Annotated in this window: 18 protein-coding genes; 11 read left to right on the top strand and 7 right to left on the bottom strand. The window is 57.2% G+C overall.

What is annotated here, in order from left to right; all coding sequences use genetic code 11:
- Positions 1 to 96: 96 nt before the first annotated feature.
- Positions 97 to 1,734, bottom strand: a complete 1,638-nt coding sequence (locus WH50_RS09245; protein ID WP_110187039.1) for an FAD-dependent monooxygenase — start codon at positions 1,732 to 1,734, stop codon at positions 97 to 99.
- A 538-nt stretch (positions 1,735 to 2,272) separates the two neighbouring features.
- Here WH50_RS09245 and WH50_RS09240 point away from each other — a divergent pair.
- From WH50_RS09240 to WH50_RS09225, 4 genes are all read left to right on the top strand, one after another.
- A complete protein-coding gene (locus WH50_RS09240) occupies positions 2,273 to 3,943 on the top strand; it encodes a phospholipase C (RefSeq protein WP_110187038.1) in 1,671 nt (556 codons plus the stop codon).
- Between the two features lie 87 nt (positions 3,944 to 4,030).
- The gene (locus WH50_RS09235) at positions 4,031 to 5,449 is read left to right on the top strand and encodes a cytochrome-c peroxidase (RefSeq protein WP_110187037.1); all 1,419 of its coding nucleotides are present in this window, start codon (positions 4,031 to 4,033) and stop codon (positions 5,447 to 5,449) included.
- Positions 5,450 to 5,672: 223 nt separating this feature from the next.
- Positions 5,673 to 7,850: a catalase/peroxidase HPI gene (katG, locus tag WH50_RS09230; RefSeq protein ID WP_110187036.1), complete on the top strand. Its 2,178-nt coding sequence runs from the start codon at positions 5,673 to 5,675 to the stop codon at positions 7,848 to 7,850.
- 109 nt (positions 7,851 to 7,959) lie between these two features.
- Positions 7,960 to 8,946, top strand: a complete 987-nt coding sequence (locus tag WH50_RS09225) for a hypothetical protein (protein WP_133251284.1) — start codon at positions 7,960 to 7,962, stop codon at positions 8,944 to 8,946.
- Between the two features lie 52 nt (positions 8,947 to 8,998).
- Here WH50_RS09225 and WH50_RS09220 read toward each other — a convergent pair whose 3' ends face one another.
- Positions 8,999 to 9,244: a hypothetical protein gene (locus tag WH50_RS09220; RefSeq protein WP_104152557.1), complete on the bottom strand. Its 246-nt coding sequence runs from the start codon at positions 9,242 to 9,244 to the stop codon at positions 8,999 to 9,001.
- 810 nt (positions 9,245 to 10,054) lie between these two features.
- Between WH50_RS09220 and WH50_RS09215 the strand changes: the two genes are divergently transcribed.
- Together WH50_RS09215 and WH50_RS09210 are read left to right on the top strand one after the other, a co-directional pair.
- Positions 10,055 to 11,656 carry a BCCT family transporter gene (locus WH50_RS09215; protein WP_207780238.1) on the top strand — a complete coding sequence of 534 codons (1,602 nt, stop codon included), beginning with the start codon at positions 10,055 to 10,057 and terminating at the stop codon, positions 11,654 to 11,656.
- Positions 11,657 to 12,373: 717 nt separating this feature from the next.
- Positions 12,374 to 13,162 carry a transporter substrate-binding domain-containing protein gene (locus tag WH50_RS09210; protein WP_110187034.1) on the top strand — a complete coding sequence of 263 codons (789 nt, stop codon included), beginning with the start codon at positions 12,374 to 12,376 and terminating at the stop codon, positions 13,160 to 13,162.
- A 138-nt stretch (positions 13,163 to 13,300) separates the two neighbouring features.
- On the opposite strand, the gene WH50_RS09205 is transcribed toward WH50_RS09210, so the two are convergent.
- The gene (locus WH50_RS09205; protein WP_110187033.1) at positions 13,301 to 15,583 is read right to left on the bottom strand and encodes a type III effector HrpK domain-containing protein; all 2,283 of its coding nucleotides are present in this window, start codon (positions 15,581 to 15,583) and stop codon (positions 13,301 to 13,303) included.
- 284 nt (positions 15,584 to 15,867) lie between these two features.
- Between WH50_RS09205 and WH50_RS09200 the strand changes: the two genes are divergently transcribed.
- Complete coding sequence (locus tag WH50_RS09200; RefSeq protein WP_104152560.1) at positions 15,868 to 16,299, top strand: GNAT family N-acetyltransferase; 432 nt, start codon at positions 15,868 to 15,870, stop codon at positions 16,297 to 16,299.
- Positions 16,300 to 16,385: 86 nt separating this feature from the next.
- Entirely contained in the window at positions 16,386 to 17,159 is a 774-nt protein-coding gene (locus tag WH50_RS09195; protein ID WP_104152561.1) for an ABC transporter ATP-binding protein, read from the top strand.
- Between the two features lie 73 nt (positions 17,160 to 17,232).
- On the opposite strand, the gene WH50_RS09190 is transcribed toward WH50_RS09195, so the two are convergent.
- On the bottom strand, positions 17,233 to 17,706 hold the full coding sequence (locus WH50_RS09190; RefSeq protein WP_104152594.1) for a YehS family protein: 474 nt from the start codon (positions 17,704 to 17,706) through the stop codon (positions 17,233 to 17,235).
- 183 nt (positions 17,707 to 17,889) lie between these two features.
- Between WH50_RS09190 and WH50_RS09185 the strand changes: the two genes are divergently transcribed.
- The 3 genes from WH50_RS09185 (at position 17,890) to WH50_RS26090 (ending at position 19,587) form a co-directional block, all read left to right on the top strand.
- The gene (locus tag WH50_RS09185; RefSeq protein WP_110187032.1) at positions 17,890 to 18,360 is read left to right on the top strand and encodes a LabA-like NYN domain-containing protein; all 471 of its coding nucleotides are present in this window, start codon (positions 17,890 to 17,892) and stop codon (positions 18,358 to 18,360) included.
- A gap of 183 nt (positions 18,361 to 18,543) precedes the next feature.
- Positions 18,544 to 19,314, top strand: coding sequence for a metallophosphoesterase family protein (locus WH50_RS09180; protein WP_104152563.1), 771 nt, complete (start codon positions 18,544 to 18,546; stop codon positions 19,312 to 19,314).
- Between the two features lie 51 nt (positions 19,315 to 19,365).
- Positions 19,366 to 19,587: a hypothetical protein gene (locus WH50_RS26090; RefSeq protein WP_133251283.1), complete on the top strand. Its 222-nt coding sequence runs from the start codon at positions 19,366 to 19,368 to the stop codon at positions 19,585 to 19,587.
- A 211-nt stretch (positions 19,588 to 19,798) separates the two neighbouring features.
- Here WH50_RS26090 and WH50_RS09175 read toward each other — a convergent pair whose 3' ends face one another.
- From WH50_RS09175 to WH50_RS09165, 3 genes are all read right to left on the bottom strand, one after another.
- Positions 19,799 to 20,662, bottom strand: coding sequence for an isocitrate lyase/PEP mutase family protein (locus WH50_RS09175; protein ID WP_104152565.1), 864 nt, complete (start codon positions 20,660 to 20,662; stop codon positions 19,799 to 19,801).
- A gap of 289 nt (positions 20,663 to 20,951) precedes the next feature.
- On the bottom strand, positions 20,952 to 21,656 hold the full coding sequence (locus WH50_RS09170) for a response regulator (RefSeq protein WP_207780237.1): 705 nt from the start codon (positions 21,654 to 21,656) through the stop codon (positions 20,952 to 20,954).
- A complete protein-coding gene (locus WH50_RS09165) occupies positions 21,656 to 23,266 on the bottom strand; it encodes an ATP-binding protein (protein WP_110187031.1) in 1,611 nt (536 codons plus the stop codon). The genes WH50_RS09170 and WH50_RS09165 overlap by 1 nt, the downstream gene beginning before the upstream one ends.
- Positions 23,267 to 23,394 lie beyond the last annotated feature (128 nt).

Raw genomic sequence — 23,394 nt, 5'->3', positions numbered from 1 at the left:
GCTATCTTCCCGGTTTAGCCGTTCACGGCAGCATCTTTCACGATCAGTTCCTTCATTGTCTGCCCTTCAACTATTTGTCCTTCAACTATTTGCCCTTCAACTAGCGGTCCTTGCACTGGCCGCCGCTTCACTGCTCACGCCGGGCAACCCGCTCGCTGTAGACGCGCACTGACTCAACGGCTCCCTATCGCCTGCCGGCATTGCCAGCTGGATAAAAGCTGCTCGCAGCTCATTGGCTCCTCCCTGCTGCACCGGGCAATCCGTTCTCCACGCGACGATGCCATCCGGGCGAACCAGCACAGCCCCGTCCCGGGCCACTCCAAACATGTCGGTATAAAGCTGTTCAGCCGGGAACTGCACCTCATCCTCTGTGTGCACGAAAGATAACTGCAACTCCTCAGCGACGGTCTGCCAGTGAGCAACACCACTGAGCAGCACAAAGTCCTGACCAAACAGATCGAGGCTGGAGCATGTCTCCCCTCCCCGTTTGATCCACACATGAGGGGCGCGTGTGCCGGGCTGCCCGGCCCATTGCTGTGGTGTAGCTGCGGCTGGCAACGATGCATCTGCAGCGGCGATGGCCCGGGAACACAGCCGCTGACCAAACTCCAGCGCATCATCAGGCAACAGTGGCGCAGGCTGGAAGTCAGCTCCGACCCAGGGCAGATAATCCGGCCGTGAGAAGGTCTGCTGGTGGCGCAGCCAGCCAATCGGGCGGCGCTCTGCATCATAGCTCTCCAGCAGTGCTGGACTAGCCTGACCACGCAGGACATGTTGCAGCTTCCAGGCAAGGTTCCAGACATCATCAATGCCGGTATTGGCACCGAAGCCACCGCGCGTGGGCGGTAACTGATGTGCCGCGTCACCGGCGAGAAAGACCCGGCCCTGCTGGTAACAGGTGGCAATACGCCCGGCCATTTCCCAGCGCCCCGTCGCCAGAATGTCAAAAGCCATGTTCTGCCCGAGGGCACGTCTGATGGCCTGCTGTAACGCCTCGTCTGAACGGGGCTGATCATCATCCAGCATCAGCACCCAGCGGCTGTCGCCGTAGGTGGTCAGAAATGCTCTAAAACCTTCCTGCACAATGCTGAACTGCTGAGCACCGCGTGACAGCCAGAAGTCTGCCTGCGGGCAGTGAAACAGCACACTCTGCAGCGTACGCAGATGGCCGACACCTTCGCGGCGAATACCCAGAGCCTGCCGGATCGGGCTGTCTGCTCCGTCGGCAGCGATCATATAACTTGCCGCAAGCCTGTACTCTTCACCACTGTTGCGATTACGCAGACAAGCCACTACTTCATGTCCGTTTTGCTCAAAATCCAGCAGTTCGGTGCTCAGGCGCAGATCCGCTCCGCGCGTCAGGGCAGCCTCACGCAGAATCGGCTCCAGCCTGTCCTGCGCAATGGCCGCCCCACTACAGGGGGAGAGATCAGCGGCCCGCAGGCTGCCTGCACCCGGCGTCCACACTTGCTCGCTCTGCCACTGGCCGGTCAGGCTGTCGACGGTCACCCGACGCAAGCGGGTCTCTGCAGGCACCTGCGGAATCAGGTGGCCAATACCGACCGTGCGATAGTGCTCCATGGTGGTTTCGGTAAAGCCCATAGCACGGGGATGAGGAGAACTGCCGGGGTGCTTCTCCACCAGTACATGAGGCACGCCTCTGGCGGCAAGAAACAGCGATGCAGACAGACCAACCAGGCTGCCGCCAACGATAAGAACAGGGGTATATGACATGATATGTCCTTCAAAAAAGCCGAATGGCAATTCAAGGGACGTGCGTATATCAGCGGTAAGGTACGAAAGCAGGGACTGAACGCCCTGCCCTGTCGACCGGCTCCACGAGAAACAGACACACGTCCGCCTTCGTCGTGGTCCGCGGCCCGAACGGGCTGGAATTGAACTTCCCTCTCAAAGAGGCAAGCTGACCGGGGCTCACCACGCCGGTCCACCTTTTTCGACCGCGGAAGTGTAGCAGCGCCGCAGCGACAGGATCAACCGCCCGCCGGATGACAGCACGATCACTCCAGAGCCACCTTCTCTGCATATTCAGTACCGGCCCTGCACACTCTGCGCAGCAAATTGGCAGCAGTCATTCGACAATTGACCGTCTTTGCGGAAAGAAAAATGATCCCGTCCTGATGCCTCCGGCTGACACTCAACAGACACCGAAGTGTCATTTTTCTCTCCCATGATCGCCTCGCTTGACCCAGAGCGGTCCTGAAACCGCCGCCATCAAATGACTCCCCCCTCCTGAACCGTGAGGAAGCCGATCATGTTCCGTCCCACAGCCATCGCCCTGGCGATTGCCTCAGCCGCACTGGCCAGCAGCAGCTTTGCCGCCAGCACCAGCCACCCTGCTGCCGACAGCATTAGGACTGCCACACCAATCAAACATGTGGTGGTGATCTATAACGAGAACGTTTCCTTCGATCACTACTTTGGCACCTATCCCGACGCCACCAATCCGGCAGGGGAACCCCCGTTCAAAGCCGCAGCCAATACCCCCGCTGTGAATAATCTGCAGACGGCCCATCTGCTGCAGAACAACCCCAATCTCACCAACAAAGACAACGGCGCGGATGCCGCAGACCCTTTCCGTCTGGACCGCACGCAGGCCAACACCGCTGACCAGAACCACGCCTATACCGCCGAACAGCAGGCCTATGATGCGGGCAAGGCCGATCTCTTCCCCAAATTTACCGGACGCGGCAGTAACGGCAGCGTTGGCGCCTTCGGTACACGCGGTCAGGTCATGGGCTACTTTGATGGCAACACCGTGACTTCCCTGTGGAATTACGCCCAGCGCTTTGCCATGAGTGACAACGCCTACACCGACACCTTTGGCCCTTCCACCCCCGGTGCGCTGGAAGCGGTCTCCGGCCAGACCGACGGTATGGAGATCGTGCAAAGCTCCAAGCACTCCTACTATGTCGATGACGGTCAGGGCGGCTACACCATGATCAACGATGTCGACCCCGCCACCGACGTCTGCTCCAAAGCCACCGATCAGGTCTGGATGACCGGCAAGAACATTGGTGATCTGCTCAACACCCGCAATATTTCCTGGGGCAGCTTCATGGGTGGCTTCGATCTTGATCAGGTCAACGCCAACGGCAGCAAGGGTTGCCAGCGCAGCACCTACTCTACTGTGGTCAACAGCACCGTCACTGACTACATCCCGCACCACGCCTGGTTCCAGTACTACCAGTCCACCTCCAACCCCAGCCACGCGCATCCATCCAGCGTCGCGGCCATCGGCTATTCCACCAAAGCAGACGGCAAGAGCAGGGAACCGGCCAACCACGAATACGATGTCAACGACTTCTATCAGGCCATCAGGGCGGGTAATTACCCGGCGGTGTCCTTCCTCAAGGCTCCCGCCTTTGAAGATGGCCATGCCGGTTATTCCGATCCGCTGGATGAGCAGCAGTTCACCACTCAGATCATCAACTTCCTGCAGCAGCAGGCTGACTGGAAGAACACCGCTGTCATCGTCGCCTGGGACGACTCCGACGGCTGGTATGACCATGCCTACGCTGACACCACTCACGCCTCCTACGACAAGGAAGCCGATCAGCTCAACGGCGCGGGTGTCTGTGGCAGCGGTGATGCCCCTGCCGGATTGAAAGGCAAGCCGGTCAATGGCCGTTGCGGCCCCGGCACACGCATCCCCTTCCTGGTGATTTCACCCTACGCCAAACACAACTTCGTCAGCCACACCGCCATTTCTCAGGCCTCCATCGTGCGCTTTATCGAAGACAACTGGCTTAAGAGTGAACGTATCGGTGGCGGTTCCTTCGACGCCAGCGCAGGCAGCATCATGGATCTGTTTGACTTCAAGAATGCCGACGGCACTCCGCTGTTCCTTGACCCTTACTACGGCACCCCCGCCAACGCGCCGGTCGCCATGAACAAAGCGGTCAGCACCACACCTACCCTCTGACGCCGAGCACATCGGCCAGCCCCTTACGGGGCTGGCCTTTGGTAATTGTCAGAACCTGTTCACGATCCGGGATTTGGAACCTTCGTCATGCTGCCCATCACCGCCCAGTCAGGCTTTTTCCGGCGCCGCCAGCACCTGCTCACGGCGGTGCTGGCATTACTGATCATTCTGGTATTTGCCGCCGTGATGGTGACCACCAGCCCGGTGCCCTGGCAGCTCTGGTGGCAGTCTCCCCGGCAGGCGTATGCGCTGGCGCGGGGCTATAACCCCTTTCCGCAGCCTCTAACGGTACCCGCTTCGCATCCGCTGTCTGCCATGGCGCAGCTGGGTCAGCAGCTGTTCTTTGACCCCAGTCTGTCCGGCTCCGGTCAGCTGTCGTGCGCCAGCTGCCACAGTCCTTCCCATGCCTATGGTCCGGCCAGTGACGATGCTGTGGTCAAAGGCGGCATAGCGATGCAACAGCGCGGCTTTCGTGCCGTCCCCTCACTGGCTTACCTGTATCGCCAGCCACTGTTCAGTATCGGCCCGGATCTGGAAGGGGATGACGATCAGGTGATGACCCTGCAACAGCAGGCAGAACAGGCCACGACCAGTAACCGCGCGGTGAAAAGTGCCGACAGCACTGCCCTGTCCGCCAGCAATCTGGTGCCCATGGGCGGTCTGTTCTGGGATGGGCGGGTCGATACCCTGCAACAGCAGGCCAGCGGGCCGCTGTTCAATCCGGTGGAAATGGCCGCCCAGTCACCCGCTACCGTCGCCCGGGCACTGCAGCAGGCCAGCTATGCCGATCGTTTCCGTGCGCTGTTCGGCGCGCATATCTTCGACAATCCGCAGCAGACCGTGGCCGAAGCCATGTTTGCCCTCGCCCGCTTTCAGACCGAAGACAGCAGCTTTCACCCCTTTACCAGCCAGTTTGACGCCTGGCTGCAGGGCAACGCCCGGATGACGCCCGCACAGATTCGCGGCTATCTGGCGTTCAATGACCCCCGGCAAGGCAACTGCGCCGCCTGTCATCTGGACAAACCCGGCAAGGATGGCCTGCCGCCGCTGTTGACTGACTTTCAGTACGAAGCGCTGGGCGTACCGCGCAATGCCGCGATTCCGGCCAATGCCGACCCGTCCTTTCACGATCTGGGTTTATGCGGCCCGTTCCGTCAGGATCTGCAGCAGCAGACCCAGTACTGCGGCATGTTTCTCACCCCCAGCCTGCGTAACAGTGCCACTCGCCGGGTGTTCTTCCATAACGGCGTTTTCCACACCCTCGAACAGGTGCTGAACTGGTACGTTAATCGTGACCTGCACCCCAGCCAGTTCTACGCCACCGGCCCGGACGGCAAAGCCATCGCCTATGATGACCTGCCCCGGCAGTACGTGAAGAATGTTGATGTCAGCGATGCGCCGCTGGATCGTCATCCCGGTGATCGCCCCGCCCTTGATGCCGAGCAGATCAAGGATGTGGTGGCTTTTCTCGGCACCCTCACCGACGGCTATACGACCAGCAAGTGACAGATCAGAGCCGCCCGCCATTGCTTTACGTCCGGCCGACCAATAAGGACAACCGCGACCCTGACTGGTTTTTGACCACAATGCCCCTGCACCGTATGCACGAGGTAACAGTCAAAAGCTATCAGGGTGATGCACTCAGTGTATTGGTCAAAAAAGCATCGACAGAACTATACCTAAAGGTGCCGGTAGTCCTCTGCCCGGAGCACGAAAGGAGTACATAACGATGTCCGATAATAAATGTCCGTTTCACCACAGTGCGGGTGGCGGTACTTCGAACCGTGACTGGTGGCCCAATCAATTGCGGCTAGACGTTCTCCATCAGCAATCCTCGCTGTCCAACCCCATGGGGCCGGATTTCAACTACGCAGAAGAGTTCAAAACGCTCGACCTGAATGCCGTCAAACAGGATCTTCACGCCCTGATGACCGATTCTCAGGACTGGTGGCCTGCCGACTTCGGCCACTATGGTCCGCTGTTTATCCGCATGGCCTGGCACAGTGCCGGTACCTACCGTATTGGTGATGGCCGCGGCGGTGCAGGGAGCGGCACCCAGCGTTTTGCCCCGCTCAACAGCTGGCCGGATAACGTCAACCTCGACAAGGCACGCCGCCTGCTGTGGCCGATCAAGCAGAAGTACGGCCGCAAACTGTCGTGGGCCGACCTGATGATTCTCGCCGGTAACGTCGCGCTGGAATCCATGGGCTTCAAAACCTTTGGCTTTGGCGGCGGCCGTGAAGATGTCTGGGAGCCCGAAAAGGATATCTACTGGGGGTCTGAAACCACCTGGCTGGATGACAAACGCTACAGCGGCGAACGGGATCTGGAAAACCCGCTGGCGGCGGTGCAGATGGGGCTGATTTACGTCAACCCGGAAGGCCCCAATGGCAACCCCGACCCGCTCAAGGCCGCCATCGACATACGCGAAACCTTTGCCCGTATGGCCATGGATGATGAAGAAACCGTCGCCCTGATTGCCGGTGGCCATACCTTCGGCAAAACCCATGGCGCAGGCGATGCCGCTCTGGTCGGCCCTGAGCCGGAAGCGGCCACCATGGCAGAACAGGGTCTTGGCTGGCGCAGCCAGTACGGCAGCGGCATGGGCGGAGATGCCATCGGTAGCGGGCTGGAAGTCATCTGGACGCAAACACCGACGCAATGGAGCAACTACTTCTTCCAGAACCTGTTTGGCTACGACTGGGAACTGACCAAAAGCCCCGCCGGTGCCCATCAGTGGCAACCCAAAGGCGGCGCCGGTGTCGGGGAAATTCCCGATGCCCATGATCCAAGCAAACGCCGTGTCCCGACCATGCTGACCACCGACCTGTCACTGCGTTTCGACCCTGCCTACGAGAAAATTTCCCGCCGTTTCCACGAACATCCTGAGCAATTTGCCGATGCCTTCGCCCGTGCCTGGTTCAAGCTCACCCATCGTGATATGGGCCCGCGGGCACGTTACCTTGGCCCGGACGTGCCTGCCGAGCAGCTGATCTGGCAAGACCCGATCCCGCCGGTGGATCACCCACTGGTGGACGATGCCGACGTCGCTGGCCTCAAGGCCAAAGTGCTGGCCTCCGGCCTGACGGTGGCCGAGCTGGTCTCCACCGCCTGGGCGTCCGCCTCGACATTCCGTGGTTCAGACAAGCGCGGTGGGGCCAATGGTGCCCGTATCCGTCTGGCACCGCAGAAGGACTGGGACGTCAATCAGCCAGCTCAGCTGGGCAAGGTGCTGCAGACACTGGAAGGGATTCAGAACGACTTCAATGCAGGCGCCAGCGGTGGCAAGAAAATCTCTCTGGCCGATCTGATTGTGCTGGCGGGCGGTGCCGGTGTGGAAAAAGCCGCACAGGATGCCGGTATGACGGTGACGGTTCCCTTCGCCGCTGGCCGCATGGACACGACGCAGGACCTGACCGATGTCGATTCCTTTGCGCCGCTGCAACCGCTGGCGGATGGCTTCCGCAATTACCAGCAGATGCCGTTCCCGGTGTCGGCGGAAGAACTGCTGGTGGATCGCGCCCAGCTGCTGACTCTGACCGCGCCGGAAATGACGGTGCTGATCGGTGGCCTGCGCGTGCTGGGCGCCAATCATGGCGGCAACCAGCAAGGTGTATTCACCACCGCACCGGGCACCCTAAGCAACGACTTCTTCGTCAATCTGCTGGATATGGGCACGGTGTGGAAAGCCACTGCCAAAGACGAAACCGCGTTTGAAGGGCGTGACCGCAAGAGCGGAGCACTGAAATGGACCGGCAGCCGGGTCGACCTGCTGTTTGGCTCCAATTCCATCCTGCGCTCACTGGCCGAGGTCTATGCAACCGCCGATGCCAAAGCCAAGTTCGTCAACGACTTCGTTGCCGCCTGGACCAAGGTAATGAATCTGGATCGCTTTGATCTGGCGTGAGGTATTCCTCATCAAGACAGGAAAAAACGACGGGGCGCTGCATAGCGCCCTGTTCTTATTATCTAAGATGCAGGGTGCTATATTTCAAAAAACATCTAGAGATGAAGTGATGACGGTCGCAACATATATTTTGTTTCTAAGTAACAATGAGTGCTCATTTATAAAAATAGGCAGAACTACACGACTATTATTAAGAATTAAAGACATTAGCCTATTCACAAAAAGCGCAATCAATTACAAAAAAAGCATATATATTGAAAAGGATATTGAGAGTCAACTTCTCAAGATTACAAAAACATATAAAACCAACGAAAAATATGGGTCAGAATACAGATCAATAGAAAGCTTAAGGCCAATTAAACAATATATTAAAGACAACAACATAGAAACAACATTAATAGAAAGCCTAATTCAAAAAGAACTATCAGAAAGAAAAAATAGAATAAGATCAATTAACGCTGAGAGAATCAGAGAACTAAACACTCCCCAAAGAAAGTGGATATACAAAAAATGGCTAGAGGAGAAAGAAAGAAATGTGTATGAGCAACTACAGAACCTTCCACATAGCAAGCGTCATGTCTGGTTACATATTGACTACTTTGACAGAGCTAAAGCACTACCCCTTAATTTCTCGAAAAAAAATCAAGAAATAATACATAGAATTGAGAAGCTGAGAAAAATAACACTAAAGCTTTTTAAAAAAACTACAGAAGAAAGCATTCACAAGTATTTAAACTACTGCAAAGTAAATAGTCAAACCTTACTTACACCAAGCGGACAAGTTGTCTATGGATGGGTTGCCACAAATCAAGATTCAATTGACTCAAGCAATCTATCAATCACAAGAATAATAGAAATCATATCAAACAAATACGCAAAAAAATATTCTTGGCAAGAAATAGCAGAGTATATAAAAAGCACCAATATAGGGAATAATATCCCTTTAAAAAGAAATATCAGTCCGACTCTGATGAGAAGACTAGTTTTTTTCTACAGGGAATCTGAAGCTGCGCACGAAGCACTATACTGTCTCAGAAAATATGGAAACTGTAACTGGTATTACGAAAGAACTATATTAACCAATACAAAAAAATAAATACGGACGCCTGCGCGTCCGTTTGGTATTCATCCGTGTTACCCGCTGTCAGTTACACCCCGCCCAACCCCGGCACCAGAATACGCTCAACGGCCTGACATACTTCGGGATGCAGCGAATCGCGCTTGTCCAGCAGGGTTTTGACCAGTGCCTTCAGGCTGGAGCCTCCGCTGCGCTGCTGCCATTCCAGTGCCTGCTGGCAACAGCTCATGACATCAGAATGGGTGCCGACGGGAATGCCCAGCCCTTTTAGCAAGGAGCGGAAGTCATCCTGGTCAATCAAGTCTGCGATCATCATTGGCCTGTACTCCTGTTCATCAGATTAGGCGGTCGGGGGCTGCACCCGACATTAAATCGAATGATTTTGAATCTATGCACGATCCCCCTGCGACGCAAGGTTTTCGCCTCATGCTGGCGGCGGCAAGGTCGCCTTTAGCTGGGTACAGGTCGCATCCTGCCCCGACGCTTTGCCTCTGACGCCGCAATTTTTCAGGTGAAGTTTTATTTCTGATTTTCCTCATACCGACATTTACCCAAGGGCAAATGTCGGTTTCAGCATGGCTGACTGTCCCAGCTAATTTGATGTCGTTTTTGATAGCCGATGCTGATGAACTTCACGGTATCTAATCAGACTGCTGTGGTCTTTGCCGGGCATTAGCAGAACGTGAACTGCCTGTTCAAAGTGACTGATAAGGCACTCTGACAGCGGTCTGCGCACTGCCATGCGCTGTTCACTTTCCCATCAGCCGGGACCAATGCCATAGGTCCATGGACAACAGATCGTGATACTGCGCTGAGGTCAGCCGACAACTGGCCTGCAAGGCAATTCGGGGAACGCCATCACCCGACCGCAGCAAGGCCAATGACCCCTGCACCACAGGTTCAAAGGGCTGTCGACACAACAGCCTGAGAAGGTATTCACGGTGCTGCACGAAAATCCCGACAGGGTGAAGCACTGCAGTACGTGCATACGTTCAGAGAGCATGAAGCCGGTTTTAATTATCCGTGCCACCGCGCCGACAACGCAGTGGCTACAGATAGCGTCGTCTTCAGGCTCTGCGTCATTGGCACACTTATAACGATACTTATATAGCGGAAGAGAAAACCCATGAGCATTGCAGCACCACCTGGAGCCATGAATCGCTCCGTTACCCTGTTCTCCACCCTTGTTGTGGCTTTGTTTGTTCTGCTGGGCGTGATCTGGCCAGAACAAACGTCGTCTGCCGCTGGCGCTTTGTCAGGCTGGATCCTGCAGAACTTCAAGTGGTACTTCATCGCCCTGGTTGGCGCCTGTCTGTTCTACTGCGTATGGCTGGCCATCAGCCGCTATGGGCATATCCGCCTGGGTCAGGATCATGAGAAGCCCGAATACTCCTACGCCACCTGGTTTTCTATGCTGTTCTCGGCAGGGATGGGGATCGGTCTGGTGTTCTGGTCTATCGCCGAGCCGATCTACCACTTCCAGAGCAACCCGTTCATCACCACCGGCATGACGCCAGAAGCAGCCACCACTGCGCTGCGTATCACTTTCTTCCACTGGGGTCTGCACCCCTGGGCGATCTACTGCCTGACCGGTCTGGCACTGGCTTTCTTCGGTTTCCGTCGCAATATGCCGCTGACCATCCGTTCCTGCCTGTCGCCCATTCTGGGCAAACAGACCAATGGTTTCTGGGGTCACGCGGTTGACGTACTGGCGGTATTTGCCACGGTGTTCGGGGTTGCCACGTCACTGGGCCTTGGCGTCACGCAGATGAATGCCGGTCTGAACCACATTCTTGGCATTGAAGTGAACCTGACCAACAAGCTGATCCTGATCGTCGTTATTTCTGCCATTGCCATCCTGTCGGTAGTTTCCGGCGTGGGCCGTGGCGTGAAGTGGCTGTCGGTGTTCAACATGTGGCTGACCGTTGTGGTCATGGCGTTCCTGATCATCTGGGGCCCGACCCGCTTCCTGCTGTCCACCTGGCTGCAAGCCAGCAGTGACTATCTGGCCAACGTGATCCCGCTGTCGTTCTGGACCGACTCCTTCAGCAACAGCACCTGGCAGAACAGCTGGACCGTGTTCTACTGGGCATGGTGGGTCTCATGGGCGCCTTTCGTAGGGATGTTTATCGCTCGTATCTCTCGTGGCCGCACCGTCCGTGAATTCGTTATCGGCGTACTGCTGGTCCCCACCCTGCTGGGCACTCTGTGGCTGACCCTGTTTGGCGGCACAGCAATCTATCTGGAACTGTTCCACACTGTGGTCAACGCCGCAGGTGAAACTGTGGCTGCGGTAGGTCAGGCAGGCATCATTGATGCGGTGAACAAAGACGTAGCTTCCGCACTGTACGCCACTATTGCGCAGGTCGATGGCGGCGTTATCGGCTCTCTGGCAGCCGTGGTGTCCACCATTCTGATCGCCACCTACTTCATCACCTCTGCTGACTCAGGCACCCTGGTCGTGACCACCATTCTGGCCGATGGTCATGAAAACCCACCCACTTCCCAGCGCGTTATCTGGGGTGCACTGATGGGCGGTGCGGCAGCCGTGCTGCTGCTGAGTGGCGGTCTGTCAGCCATTCAGACCTCGGCTATCACCGCTTCCTTCCCGTTCTCCTTCGTCATGATCATCATGATGTTTGGTTTGCTGAAAGGGCTGAAGGAAGAGCACATGCACTACAGCTTCACTCGTGAAGCCAAAGCTCAGGGTGTGACTGAAACGGCCTGATTGCTGGCAGTTGACTGAACACTGAGAAGCTTTGCCCGGACAGGGAACGTCCGGGTTCCCCCGCGCACTGTCCAGTGCCTCGCGCTGCTGCATTCCCTTCCGCTCTGATTGGCCACCGAATCCTCGCCCTGCCCATGGTTGCTACCTGCACCTCAGCCCTGCGTATGGTGTTTCCTTTGCCCCACCTTGTTACCTTCTCACCAGCTGATGCACACCCATTACTCACAGCACCGTTGCTTCAGGGTCGCATTAAGCGGCCGTCCTGACGTCATCAGGGTTTTGTGCAAAAGAAATTATCTTTCCGAAAACGACTGCCATGTTGAACAATCTATCTCGTCTGAGAAGAAAACTTTTTAACTAAAAATTTAAAAATAAGAAAACATCTTTCAATCATGCTCGATAAAGACAAAAGATAACCACATCCTGATGGCAGAATGGCGCGTTAATTGAATAACTATCCCTACCAGGACACAGACCCGGCGCAAACCAGAGCCAGAGCAACTGGCCAATGCGCCCCCGGATGAATGCCACCTGTGAGCCTGGACGTACTCTCAGAACCTATTCACGATCTCGCACGCCAGAACCCGACAAGGCGAAAGGCGCTGAGGAAGCGGAGTTCAGTCATCCTGAATACGCTTTCCGAAGACCACGCCCTATGGCCGACGTGCAGCAGAACGTGAACAGTTCTTACCTCTCCAACCTGTGAGACCTTAACGTATGAAACGACTGCAACATTTCTTCAGCTATGCCCTGTTTGCCCTGCTGGCCCTGACTGCCCTGCAAACTCAGGCTGCCGATTCGCGTCTGGATACCATCATTGAGCGCGGCTACATCCTGGTGGGTACCACCGGTGACTTCAAACCCTTCACCTACCTCAACCCCGAGACCGGCAAATACGAAGGCTATGACATCGATGCTGCGATGAAACTGGGTGAGGACCTTGGAGTGGAAGTGCGCTTTGTGGCTACCACCTGGAAGGAACTGGTGGACGGTATCACCAGTGACAAATACGACATCGCCATGGGCGGTATTACCCGTAACCTGACTCGCCAGAAGAAGGTCAACCTCAGCCTGCCCTATATCAAAACCGGCAAATCCCCCCTTATTCGTCTGGCTGACAAAGACCGCTTCAAGTCACTGGCTGACATCGATCAGCCCGGCGTACGGATTGCCGTGAACCCCGGTGGTACCAACGAGAAGTTTGTGCAGGCCAACATCAAGCAGGCACAGATCATCACCGTTCCCAAGAACCTGGACATCCCCGGTGAGCTGATCGCCAACCACGCCGACGTGATGTTTACCGATAACGTCGAAGCCATCATCTCTGCCCGTCATCATCCTGAGCTGTACGCGGTCGATCCGACCAACACCTACACCAAGGATGACTTTGGTTACATGATGCCCCGCGATGATTTTGCCTTTGATAACTGGGTCGATCTGTGGGTATTCAAGATGCAGGACAAAGGCGAGTTCGCCAAACTGGAAGCCAAGTGGATTACCCAGTAACAGCGTTTGCCGTCATATGACCACAATAAGCCCGGATGTCCGGGCTTATTGCATGGGAGGACGTGTTCATAACCGCACAGGCTTTTACAGCGTGCACAGCCGACACAGCACAACTAGCTTGTTCACAATGAATGGCCCTTACTTGGGTTTGGCGATGCCAAACTGATCCAGCGTGGGCGACACGGTGCGGTCAAAATCCCGCCGCTCGCGGCGCTTCTTCGCTTTGCTCTTGAAGAAGTCGACCAGCTCGGCAATACCAAAGCCAAGGCTGACGGCGGCCCCCGCTGCCCAACCAATAGGCCCGGCAGCGGCACTGATCGTTGAAGCCACCGCCATCCCGGCGGCCTGCCCGATGGCACGCCCGGCAATATTGGCCACCAGCTGAGTAGCAAACTTGGCGCCCTGTTTGGCTGCCTGCTTGGCGGCTGTCTTGATGGCCTTCTCTTTCACTTCATTGAGCAGCCGGTTGCCTCCTGCGCGGGAATGATCGAGCAGGTCCAGCATGGGGTTATCGCCTTTTTTCAGCAGGGCCTGCAGCGTGGCATCCTTGATGGCAGACAGCCTGGAGGTATCCACACCAGCACTGCGCAAGGCATTGGTCACCGTTTCCGCACTGGGCATGCGTCCGCCACCGCCGGGGGCTTTGGACAACGCATCATCAATAAAGGCCACACTGCTCCAGTAACTGTCCAGCGCGCCCTCGGTAGAGGCGCCCTTCTGCTGCAACAGATCGGTCAGTGCACTGCCGTCCATCACGCTCTTGTCGGCCTGACGCAGACGGCTGGCCAGATCTGGCCGTGAAGCAACAATATCAGCGACATCCACGGCACGCCCGGTCAGATCCTGATACTGCTGGACCTCACCACGGAAGTCCTCCAGCGCATTACTGACCTGGCCTGCCGAGGGATTAGCGCCCAGCTGATCCAGACTCTTGCGCAGCGAGTTACCGGTCAGCACATCGCTCTGTATATACTGGCCAACGTTACGTGCCAGCTCGGGTGAAGAGTTGATGATTTCCTGCTTGTTGGCCTTGACCTGCGTCTCCATGAAGCGCTGCACATCGGCATCGTTCTGCAGCTGATCGATCTTCGCCTGCATATCTTTTTCGGTCTGCTCGGTATTGCGGATATCCCGCCCCGCGACCACGTATTGCTGCGTTTTCTGCAACTTCATCAGCACCGCCGCCTTGGCAGCGCCGCTGTACTGTGCAGGGTGCTCGAAGAGATCGCCATCCAGCTTGCTGATATCCACCTTGGCAGCGGCATTGAGCATGGCGGCGTAAGCTATAAAATCGGAAAACTCCGCCCCGTTCTTCGGTGCCAGCTTTTCCACAAAGGCCTTGAAGTCCCCTTTCGCGACCAGCCCGTCACCGCCATGCCGCGCCACATCCTTACCTTTCAGCCCGGCATCTTCGAGAATGCTGAACATGCCGGGGTTGGACCACAGTTTGGCAGCCTCCGCCAGCTGCGGTGAGAGGTCAGGGTTATTGGCCGGATTGGCCAGCGCCTCAAAATCCGCCGGGGCGCTGTAATGGGTATCCTGCTGATTGTTCGCGCCGACCTTCTTGTAGTCAGCGGCACCACGCAGCACCGCGTCGTTGGCATACATCATTGCCGCGGAACGCACCATGCTCAGGCTCTGAGGATCAGCATCAGGATGATCCTTCGTGTAGTCCTGCAACATTTCATTGGCGCCCTTGAGCTGCTTGTCCATAATGCTGGCAAACGACTTCAGATCTTTTTTGGTGATTTTGCCGTCGGCTTTACCGTCCTTGCCGCCGGTATCAATGGCTGTCGCCAGTGCCGGGTTGGCCATCAGATAAGCCATCCCTTCTTCCGCCTCCTTGCCTTTGCCTGCCGCCATACGTGCAGCGGCATAGGGCCGATTCAATTCCTTTGCGGCTGCTTCACGCTGCTCGGGCGGCAGATGACTGACCATGCTGTCCCACTTTTTCAGCTGCTCAGGGCTGCTGAAACGGGAGTTGTCGATACTGGCGAGTACCGCGGGATCGGTCTTGCTGTCAACGAAGGGGGGAGCAGGCGTGGCGGTGGCAGCGGTCGTACTGGTGGTAGAGGTTGTGCTGGTGGTAGCCGGAGCAGCGGGGTCCGTCACGCCCGGTTGAGGGCCGACCGGGTTTTGCTGATTGACCGTCTGGGGGCTGCCGGTGTGACCATTGAACAGTGCAGCAATGGCGCTGAGCAGCGACGATGCCGTCAGATCGCTGTCGGGCAGGGTCGGCTGGCTGCAGCCTGCGGCCATCGATGAAGGGGTCGATGAAGAGGTTACTGTCGTAGCCCCTTTACCCGTGCCAAAGCTGACGCCCTGCCCCCGAGCCTGCAACGGCGGTGTAAGACTGGCCTGCTGCTGAGGCCCGTCCGTCAATGTGATCTGTACCTGAACACTGCCACTCCCGACGCGCATGGCTTTCTCCTTTCATCATCTGCCGACCACCGTGCAGCGGGACCCGTCCGGTCCCGCTGCCCCGATAACGTTTTCGTTACCCTGTTGGGTGTGCAGAAAACAGTCAGGGTTCCCCCGCCAGTACATCACACAACAGTCTGTCGCCCGCTGACGTGACACCAGTACCGCGCTTTGTCTTGCGGCACTTGGGGCATGGCTCTACTCTGTGCCTTCGCATTATTTTCCAGCGCTAACACTTTCCAACGACAAAGCGCTAACGCTTTCCAGCTACAAGGATGCCTACCATGATTCGCCCCATGACTCTGGCGGATTACGACGACCTCATCACCCTCTTCACTACCACGCCCGGTATCAGCGTGCGCGATGCCGACTCGCGGGAAAACATCGACCGCTATCTGCAGCGCAATCCCGGTTTGAGCTTTGTGGCCGAAGAACAGGGCCGCATCACCGGCTGCTGCATGGCGGGCCATGACGGCAAGCGTGGCTACCTGCAGCATCTGGTGGTGGCAACATCCGCCCGTGGCAGCGGCCTTGGCCGTCAGCTGGCCAGAGCCTGTGTCGACGCGCTGGCTGCAGAGGGCATACTGAAAAGCCATTTATTCGTGCTGAAAGACAATCAGGACGGCCACGGTTTCTGGCGGCAAATGCAATGGAAGAATCGCAGTGAAGACTTTGAAGTCTATTCATGGATTGAAGGCGATAACCCCAATGTCTGATCGGCTTCTTTTCAACCCTGTCTGGCCGACGCGCAGCAGATCGTGAAAACGTTCTGAGCACCTTCCCACCCTTAGCAGGCAACCGCATGATCGAAATGAAGAACGTCACCGCCTTCCAGCGGGACAACAAGGTTTTCGACAACCTCAACATCACCATTGAAGCCGGTGAAAAGGTCGCCATTCTTGGCCCTAACGGCGCGGGGAAAAGTACCTTCCTGAAGCTGATCACCCGGGAAATCTATCCAGTGGTGAAAGACGACAGCCATATCAGTCTGTTTGGCCGCCAGCGTTTCAGTCTGGTAGAACTGCGCCAGCATATCGGTATGGTGTCGCAGGACCTGCAGGACGATTACACCCCCTACACCACGGCCTTTGAGGTCATTCTGTCCGGCTTTCTCGGTGCCATTGGCCAGCATGACCATCTGCAGGCCACCGCGGAACAGCATCAGATTGCTGAGCAGACCCTGGCCAGACTGGGCATGGCCGATTATCACGACACCATGTTCCAGCGCCTGTCGACCGGCCAGAAGCGACGGCTGCTGGTTGGCCGTGCCCTGATTCATAACCCGGATCTGCTGATTTTCGATGAGCCGTCCAACGGGCTGGATATCGGTGCGGCAGCCGGGCTGCTGAAACTGATGCGCGACTACTGCACGCCCCAGCACAGCCTGTTACTGACGACCCATCACATTGATGAAATCATCCCCGAGATCAACCGGGTGATTCTGATTCAAAAGGGGCGGGTGCTGGCGGATGGCCCCAAGCAGGAAGTGCTGACCAGTGCCATTCTCAGTGAGATGTACGGATTGCCGGTAGAGCTGCATCAGCACAATGGCTGGTATCGTCTGTGGCTGGAGTGAAGTGTTGTGCAGGCTGCTAAGCCTGCGGGTGTGAACGCAGGCGGTGATGGCCACCGCCTGCCATTAACCGTGATCAGTCTGCCTGCTGGGCGCCGCGGAACTTGATCTGCAGGCCGTTGAGGAAGTTACGCAATACCTGATCCTGGCATTCGCGATAGTGCTTGTGAGTAGGCGCACGGAACAGCGCGCTCAGCTCATGCTTACCCATGCGGAAGTCGGCCAGAGCCAGCACCGCGAGCATGTCCTCTTCCTTGAAATCCAGTGCAATACGCAGCTTGCGCAGCACGATGTTGTGGTTCAAACGCTTTTCCGGCTCAGGCTGAGCGCCTTCACGACGGCCACGACGCTGGTTGATCAGGCCGTTGAGGAAGGTGGCCAGTAATACGTCAGGGATCTTCTCGAAATCCGCCACGTCATCCTTCTTCAGCCAGTTGCTGACCTGAGCACGGGTCACCGTCACATCAGCCGCAGCAAACAGCCCGATCATCTGATCATCGCTGAAATCAAACACATAGCGGATACGGCGCAGAATATCGTTTTTTGTCACATTACCAACCTGAGTCATGGGCAGCGGCAGGCGCGCATGCCGCCCGAAAGAACGGGCTACTTTACCAGAAATCGGTCGTGGCCGGGCCGCCCTTTCGCGCCAATCACACCACACCCCTGTGCTATAGTCTTGCCCATCCTGTGCCCCCTACTCCTTACGGTGCCGTCAGGCAGGTAACCCCTTATGCGTATTGCCGTTTTTGCCGACGTACAGAATATCTACTACACCTGCAAGCAGGCCTACGGCCGGTCGTTCAATTATCGCGCCCTGTGGCAACAGCTCAGCATGAGCGGGCAGATTGTTACCGCCTGCGCTTATGCCATTCATCGCGGTGATGAACAGCAGCTGAAATTTCAGGATGCCCTGAGGCACATCGGCTTCGAGGTCAAACTCAAACCCTATATCCAGCGCAGCGATGGCTCAGCCAAGGGTGACTGGGATGTCGGCATCACCATTGATGTGCTGGAAACCGCGGCCACGGTGGAGCGCATTGTGCTGCTGTCCGGTGATGGGGATTTTGATCTGTTGCTGCACAAGGTGCGCGACAAGTACGGTATTGAAGCCGAAGTCTATGGCGTACCACGCCTGACGGCCAGCAGCCTGATCAACGCCGCCAGTGCATTCCACCCTGTCGACAGCAGCCTGCTGCTCTGACCACCGCACAGCGTGAACAGGCTCCACCCCCTCACCTGAAACAGCTTGCAATACCTCAGTGAATCGGCTTTGCTGATCACTGCAGCACCGCAGTAGCCCTGTCTTCAGAGGCGTGCAGCATCCGGCGCCCGGAAGAGTCTTTTCGACTTCAACTCAACACGTCTGTAGCCACGAGATGCGCCCATGAAGATTGCCGCGTTGTCTGATATTCACAGCAATGTTTTTGCACTGGAAGCCGTTATCAATGACGCTCAGCGGCGTGGAGCAAGACAGTTGCTCAATCTGGGTGACATCCTGTACGGCGCCATTGCGCCACGGGCTACCTACGATGTGCTGAAAAAGCACCCCTTCATTACCATTCGGGGCAATCAGGACCGGCAGATCTACGAATCCGGCCCGGCAGACATTGCCGCCAATCCGACGCTGGCGTTTATCCTGCAGGATCTTGAGCAGGCTCCTCTGGACTGGATGCAGGGCCTGCCCTTCGATGCCTGGCTGTTTGAAGGGGATGCCAGCAAGGAGATCTACCTGTGCCATGGCTCGCCGAGTAATGACCTGATTTATCTGCTGGAAAATGTGGAAAGCGGCAGCGCCAGAGTACGTGGCGATGATGAAATCATCAGTCTGCTGGATGGCCATCGGTCACCCCTGATTCTCTGCGGTCACACCCATACACCACGGGTAGTCAAACTCAGCACCGGCCAGCTTATCGTCAACCCCGGCAGTGTCGGTCTGCCCGCGTATATGGATGACGAACCGGTGCCGCACAGTATGGAAACCTTCAGCCCCCATGCCAGCTATGCCCTGCTGGAATGGCACGAAGCGGGCTGGCAGGTGGAACTGGTGCGCGTCCCCTATGACCATGAGCTGGCCGCACGCATTGCTGCCAACCGTGGCCGTAATGACTGGGCGCATTACCTGCGAACGGGTCGGGGGCTGCATTCCACCAGCTGACAGGTGTCGTCACTTTTACTGCAGAGAGCCACTTCAGAGAGGCACAGCACGATGGGAAAACTGATAGGAATACTGGCGCTGCTGGGATTGATCTGGATCTGTGTGCGCCTGATCCGTAGCTCAAAATCTCGCCAGCACGACAGCAGCACGTCCGATACTTCGATGAACAACAGCTATGACGACTCATCGGCTCACTCCCATCACAGCAGCTCAGGCAGTGACAGCAGCAGTTGTGACGGAGGGGGAGACAGTGGCGGCGGGAGTGGTGACTGACCGCATCGCGCCTGAAACCATGAGGGCATCTGAGGGCTATCACGCTCTGGATTAAGCTCGCAGGCTCTGGATTAAGCTGGCAAGCCCTGGGTTAAATTGGTCGAACAAGGGTTGCTGCATCCAGCCATGCCACTCGCTCAGAGACCAACTTTAACGCCGGGGTTCAAACAGCGGGTGGCCGTATCTGGCTCAGCACCGCATGGGTAACGCCTTACTCTTCTACATCCATATACTCACGCGCCCAGACAATATATTCCTCCGGGTTGGTGTATTTGTGCGCCAGCGCCGTTGCCGACAGCGGTGAGGCTTCACCACCACGCTCCAGCCGCAAACAGTCGTAGGTGGCTTTAATGGCGGCAAAGTAGGCGGCATGGCCGTTGACCACAATACGCACACCCAGTCTGGCCAGACGGGCACGGTCATTCAGTTTGGGGTTGCCATAGGTCACCAGCATCAGCGGAATACTGACCGCAGCAGCGATCTGCTCCAGATGCTCGAAGTCTTCAATGCCCACGATGCAGATACCATCCACGCCGGTCGCCTGATAAGCGCTGACCCGTCGGATGACTTCATCGGTAGAGATGACCGAGGCATTGGTACGGGCAATGATGGACAACGCCGGATCAACCCGCGCTTCCAGCGCCGCACTCAGTTTGCCGACGGCCTCTTCAATACTGATCAGATCGGTGGATTTATGCCCGAACTTGGCTGGCAGCATGGTGTCTTCCAGCGTCAGTGCGGCAATCCCGGCACGTTCCAGCTCCACCACCGTACGCATGGCGTTGAAGGCATTGCCATAGCCATGGTCAGCATCAGCAATCACCGGCAGCTCGGCAACGCGGCCAATGCGGGTGGCCTGTTCAACAAATTCACTAAGGGAGATCAGCGCAAAGTCAGGTGCGGCAAGCACCTGCATGGACGCTACGGAACCACCGAGGATCCCCACTTCGAAACCAAGGTCGGAAGCGATGCGGGCAGACATAGGATCAAACACGGAGGCAGTGTAAAAGCACTCCTGGCTTTCCAGCAGCTGACGGAAGCTCAGGCGCAGATCATGATGAGAAGCGTGTTGCATAGGCTGTTCCAGACAGGCCCGGTATCCGGATCGGGTGAACACCGGGCGAATGGGTTTTAGCAGAAGAGTGAACCGGCGCCACCGGCAGAGGCGGCTCCGTTGTGCTTCAGGTGAGTCCACCGGAAGATGTTCAATCAACTGTTAGACTAAAGTCGAAAAGAGTCTAGCAAAACTCGTTCCTTCGTCCCAACACCTATGGCAATAAATTTTAGTAATAAAACGAAAACTCATAGTCCATGCACAGAGTCAGGATCGATTTTATCCAGCCTGCATCAGGAGCATTACAGAATTATGCTGCCGTTCCGCACCAGCGAAACACCCGCTCAGGCCGGCCGCGGGTGCCATAGTTGAGTTCCAGACTCAGTAACTGTTCGGCTTCCAGATATTCCAGATAACGTCGTGCGGTGGTTCTGCCAATGGTCAGCTCGGTCGCAATACGTTCAATGGTAAAGCCTTCATCCGGTGCAGCGCGCAGCAGCTCGGTGACCGCCCTGAGGGTCACCTCATCTATCCCCTTGGGGGTGCCGCGCTGTGGTGCAGGCACCGCGGGCCGCCCGAGCAGCGAATCAATGCTGTGCTGATCCAGCTCCGCCTGCCGCTGCAGGGTGGCCTTGACCTCAACGAAATGTTCGAGGCTCTGGGCGATGCGGGCCAGCCGCAGGGGTTTGACGATGTAGTCGAACACCCCTTCCTGCATGGCGGCCTGAATTACCTCGGTACTGCGACTGGCCGTAATCACTATGACGTCGCACGCCATGCCCTGCTGACGGCAGTAACGCACCAATTCGAGGCCATCGCCATCGGGCAGCGACATGTCGACCAGCAGCAGATCCGGGACTTCGCCCAGCAGCAGGGTGCGGGCTTCAGCCAGACTTTCCGCGACCCCCATCACCTCAAAAGCAGCGCGCTGGCTGACCACACTTTCTACGATGGGGTTAATGCGCCGATCGTCTTCGACGATCATCACCCGAAAGGGATGGGCGGGTGTGCTCATCAGTTGTTCTCCTCAGGTTTGGGCAGGTAGACACTGAACAGGGTGGTCTGCTCCGGTGTGCGCTCCCACACCAGACTGCCCTGATAACGATTGACGATCTCCTTGACCAGATAGAGGCCCACGCCGTGGTCCCCCGCCTGCTGGCTGACGCCGTATTCAAACAGATGGTCAGCCAGTTGCTCATCCACACCTGCACCACTGTCTTCCACTTCCAGAATGATGTGCTTGCCTGCATCACTGATCGACAGGCTGATACGAGCCGGTATGGCGGCATTGGCACGAGCGGCACGCAGGCCATTGTCGAGCAGATTGCCAAGAATGGTGATCAGCTCCACCGACAGGGCATGGGGATATTCCTGCAGGCGGCTCAGGGGGTCGAACTCGAAGGCCACACCCAGCTCACGGGCGCGATTGAATTTGCCGAGAATCAGACCCGCCACCGGGCGGTCGGCAATGGCCGCCATCACCTGCTGTAACAGCGCCTGATAGTCCTCACTCTCAGTGTGAATCAGGGCCAGTGCCTTGTCGGTTTCTCCCATCTGCAGCAGCCCGGCCAGAGAGTTGAGCTTGTTGGCGTACTCGTGAGTCTGCATACGCAGCATGTCACCATACTGGCGCAGATGGCTGATCTGGTGAGACAGCTCATTCACATCCCCCTCCGCACGGAAGGTCATCACCTGCCCCATGGCACGGCCGCGCCAGAGCATCGGCAATACCTTGCTGGAATAGCTTTGCCCGGCTAGGGTAAAGCCCTGCTCGGACAGCCCCTGTGCGTTGTCGCTGAACATCGGCAGCACCAGCGGACAGACGTCAGCCAGAGGCTGGCCGACCAGCTCATCCGGGCTGTAACGGCCCAGTTTCAGACACTGCACGGCGGTCTGGTTGATGGTGAGAATGCGTTGCCCGGCATCGATGGCAAGAATGGCGTCGAAAACGCTCTCCAGTACCAGTGCCTGCTCGGTGAACTTGCGCGCTATCTGCTCCGGCTCCCAGTCCATCAGGGTCTTGCGTAAGCGGCGGTGGATAAACCAGGCCAGCGCGGCAGTGAGACAGCACACCAGCAGCACCAGTGCCACCAGCCACAGCAGCTTGTCGTTGAGCAGCTCTTTAATGGTGGCCTGCAGATAGCCGACCACCACCGCACCGATAATCTGCCCCTGCGCATCCCGCACCGGGGCAAAACTGCGCACGGCGTTACCGAGGGAGCCGGTCGCTTCGGAGTGATACTGTCGCCCCTGTTGCAGCGCGGGCCAGATGTCTTCACCGATAAAGCGCTGGCCGATCAGCTCGGGGCGGGGGTGCGTCAAGCGTCTGGCCTGTTCGTCAGTCACCACAATATACGCGGCGCCGGAGAGCTGGCGCTTGTGCTCGATACTGCGCTGCAACTGTGCGGTGCTCTGCAACTGTGCGGTGCTCTGCACCGTGGATGTGCTCAACGCGGCGATCACTTCCTGATCCTGTGCCAGCACTTCCGCCAGCTGATCACCATGACGGGTCAGGGTATCGAGGTAGTCGACCCGCAGCCCCACCACCAGCAGGGCCGTCAGCAGCAGAGCCTGTACCAGTGACAGGCCGACAGAATACAGCGCGATCTGCTGACGGAGCTTCATCGTGGGAAGAATGCCTGAAGGATGGGAACGCTGATGGTGTGACACGGTCGGGTGTAAATCAAGAGAGTGGCCGCCCGGAGGGTCTCGGCAAACAATGAAAAATAGAGAGGAAGCACAAAGCGACCTCT

The sequence above is a fragment of the Pokkaliibacter plantistimulans genome, assembly GCF_003194385.1.
Classification (GTDB): domain Bacteria; phylum Pseudomonadota; class Gammaproteobacteria; order Pseudomonadales; family Balneatricaceae; genus Pokkaliibacter; species Pokkaliibacter plantistimulans.
Note: the sequence above shows the minus strand (reverse complement) of the source record. Positions and strands in the feature narration are given on the sequence as shown.

What these genes read in the sequence shown, in the direction of transcription:
- WH50_RS09245 (WP_110187039.1), bottom strand. Translation starts at nt 1,734, where the DNA reads ATGTCATATACCCCTGTTCTTATCGTTGGCGGCAGCCTGGTTGGTCTG.
- WH50_RS09240 (WP_110187038.1), top strand. Translation starts at nt 2,273, where the DNA reads ATGTTCCGTCCCACAGCCATCGCCCTGGCGATTGCCTCAGCCGCACTG.
- WH50_RS09235 (WP_110187037.1), top strand. Translation starts at nt 4,031, where the DNA reads ATGCTGCCCATCACCGCCCAGTCAGGCTTTTTCCGGCGCCGCCAGCAC.
- katG (WP_110187036.1), top strand. Translation starts at nt 5,673, where the DNA reads ATGTCCGATAATAAATGTCCGTTTCACCACAGTGCGGGTGGCGGTACT.
- WH50_RS09225 (WP_133251284.1), top strand. Translation starts at nt 7,960, where the DNA reads ATGACGGTCGCAACATATATTTTGTTTCTAAGTAACAATGAGTGCTCA.
- WH50_RS09220 (WP_104152557.1), bottom strand. Translation starts at nt 9,244, where the DNA reads ATGATGATCGCAGACTTGATTGACCAGGATGACTTCCGCTCCTTGCTA.
- WH50_RS09215 (WP_207780238.1), top strand. Translation starts at nt 10,055, where the DNA reads ATGAGCATTGCAGCACCACCTGGAGCCATGAATCGCTCCGTTACCCTG.
- WH50_RS09210 (WP_110187034.1), top strand. Translation starts at nt 12,374, where the DNA reads ATGAAACGACTGCAACATTTCTTCAGCTATGCCCTGTTTGCCCTGCTG.
- WH50_RS09205 (WP_110187033.1), bottom strand. Translation starts at nt 15,583, where the DNA reads ATGCGCGTCGGGAGTGGCAGTGTTCAGGTACAGATCACATTGACGGAC.
- WH50_RS09200 (WP_104152560.1), top strand. Translation starts at nt 15,868, where the DNA reads ATGATTCGCCCCATGACTCTGGCGGATTACGACGACCTCATCACCCTC.
- WH50_RS09195 (WP_104152561.1), top strand. Translation starts at nt 16,386, where the DNA reads ATGATCGAAATGAAGAACGTCACCGCCTTCCAGCGGGACAACAAGGTT.
- WH50_RS09185 (WP_110187032.1), top strand. Translation starts at nt 17,890, where the DNA reads ATGCGTATTGCCGTTTTTGCCGACGTACAGAATATCTACTACACCTGC.
- WH50_RS09180 (WP_104152563.1), top strand. Translation starts at nt 18,544, where the DNA reads ATGAAGATTGCCGCGTTGTCTGATATTCACAGCAATGTTTTTGCACTG.
- WH50_RS26090 (WP_133251283.1), top strand. Translation starts at nt 19,366, where the DNA reads ATGGGAAAACTGATAGGAATACTGGCGCTGCTGGGATTGATCTGGATC.
- WH50_RS09175 (WP_104152565.1), bottom strand. Translation starts at nt 20,662, where the DNA reads ATGCAACACGCTTCTCATCATGATCTGCGCCTGAGCTTCCGTCAGCTG.
- WH50_RS09170 (WP_207780237.1), bottom strand. Translation starts at nt 21,656, where the DNA reads ATGAGCACACCCGCCCATCCCTTTCGGGTGATGATCGTCGAAGACGAT.
- WH50_RS09165 (WP_110187031.1), bottom strand. Translation starts at nt 23,266, where the DNA reads ATGAAGCTCCGTCAGCAGATCGCGCTGTATTCTGTCGGCCTGTCACTG.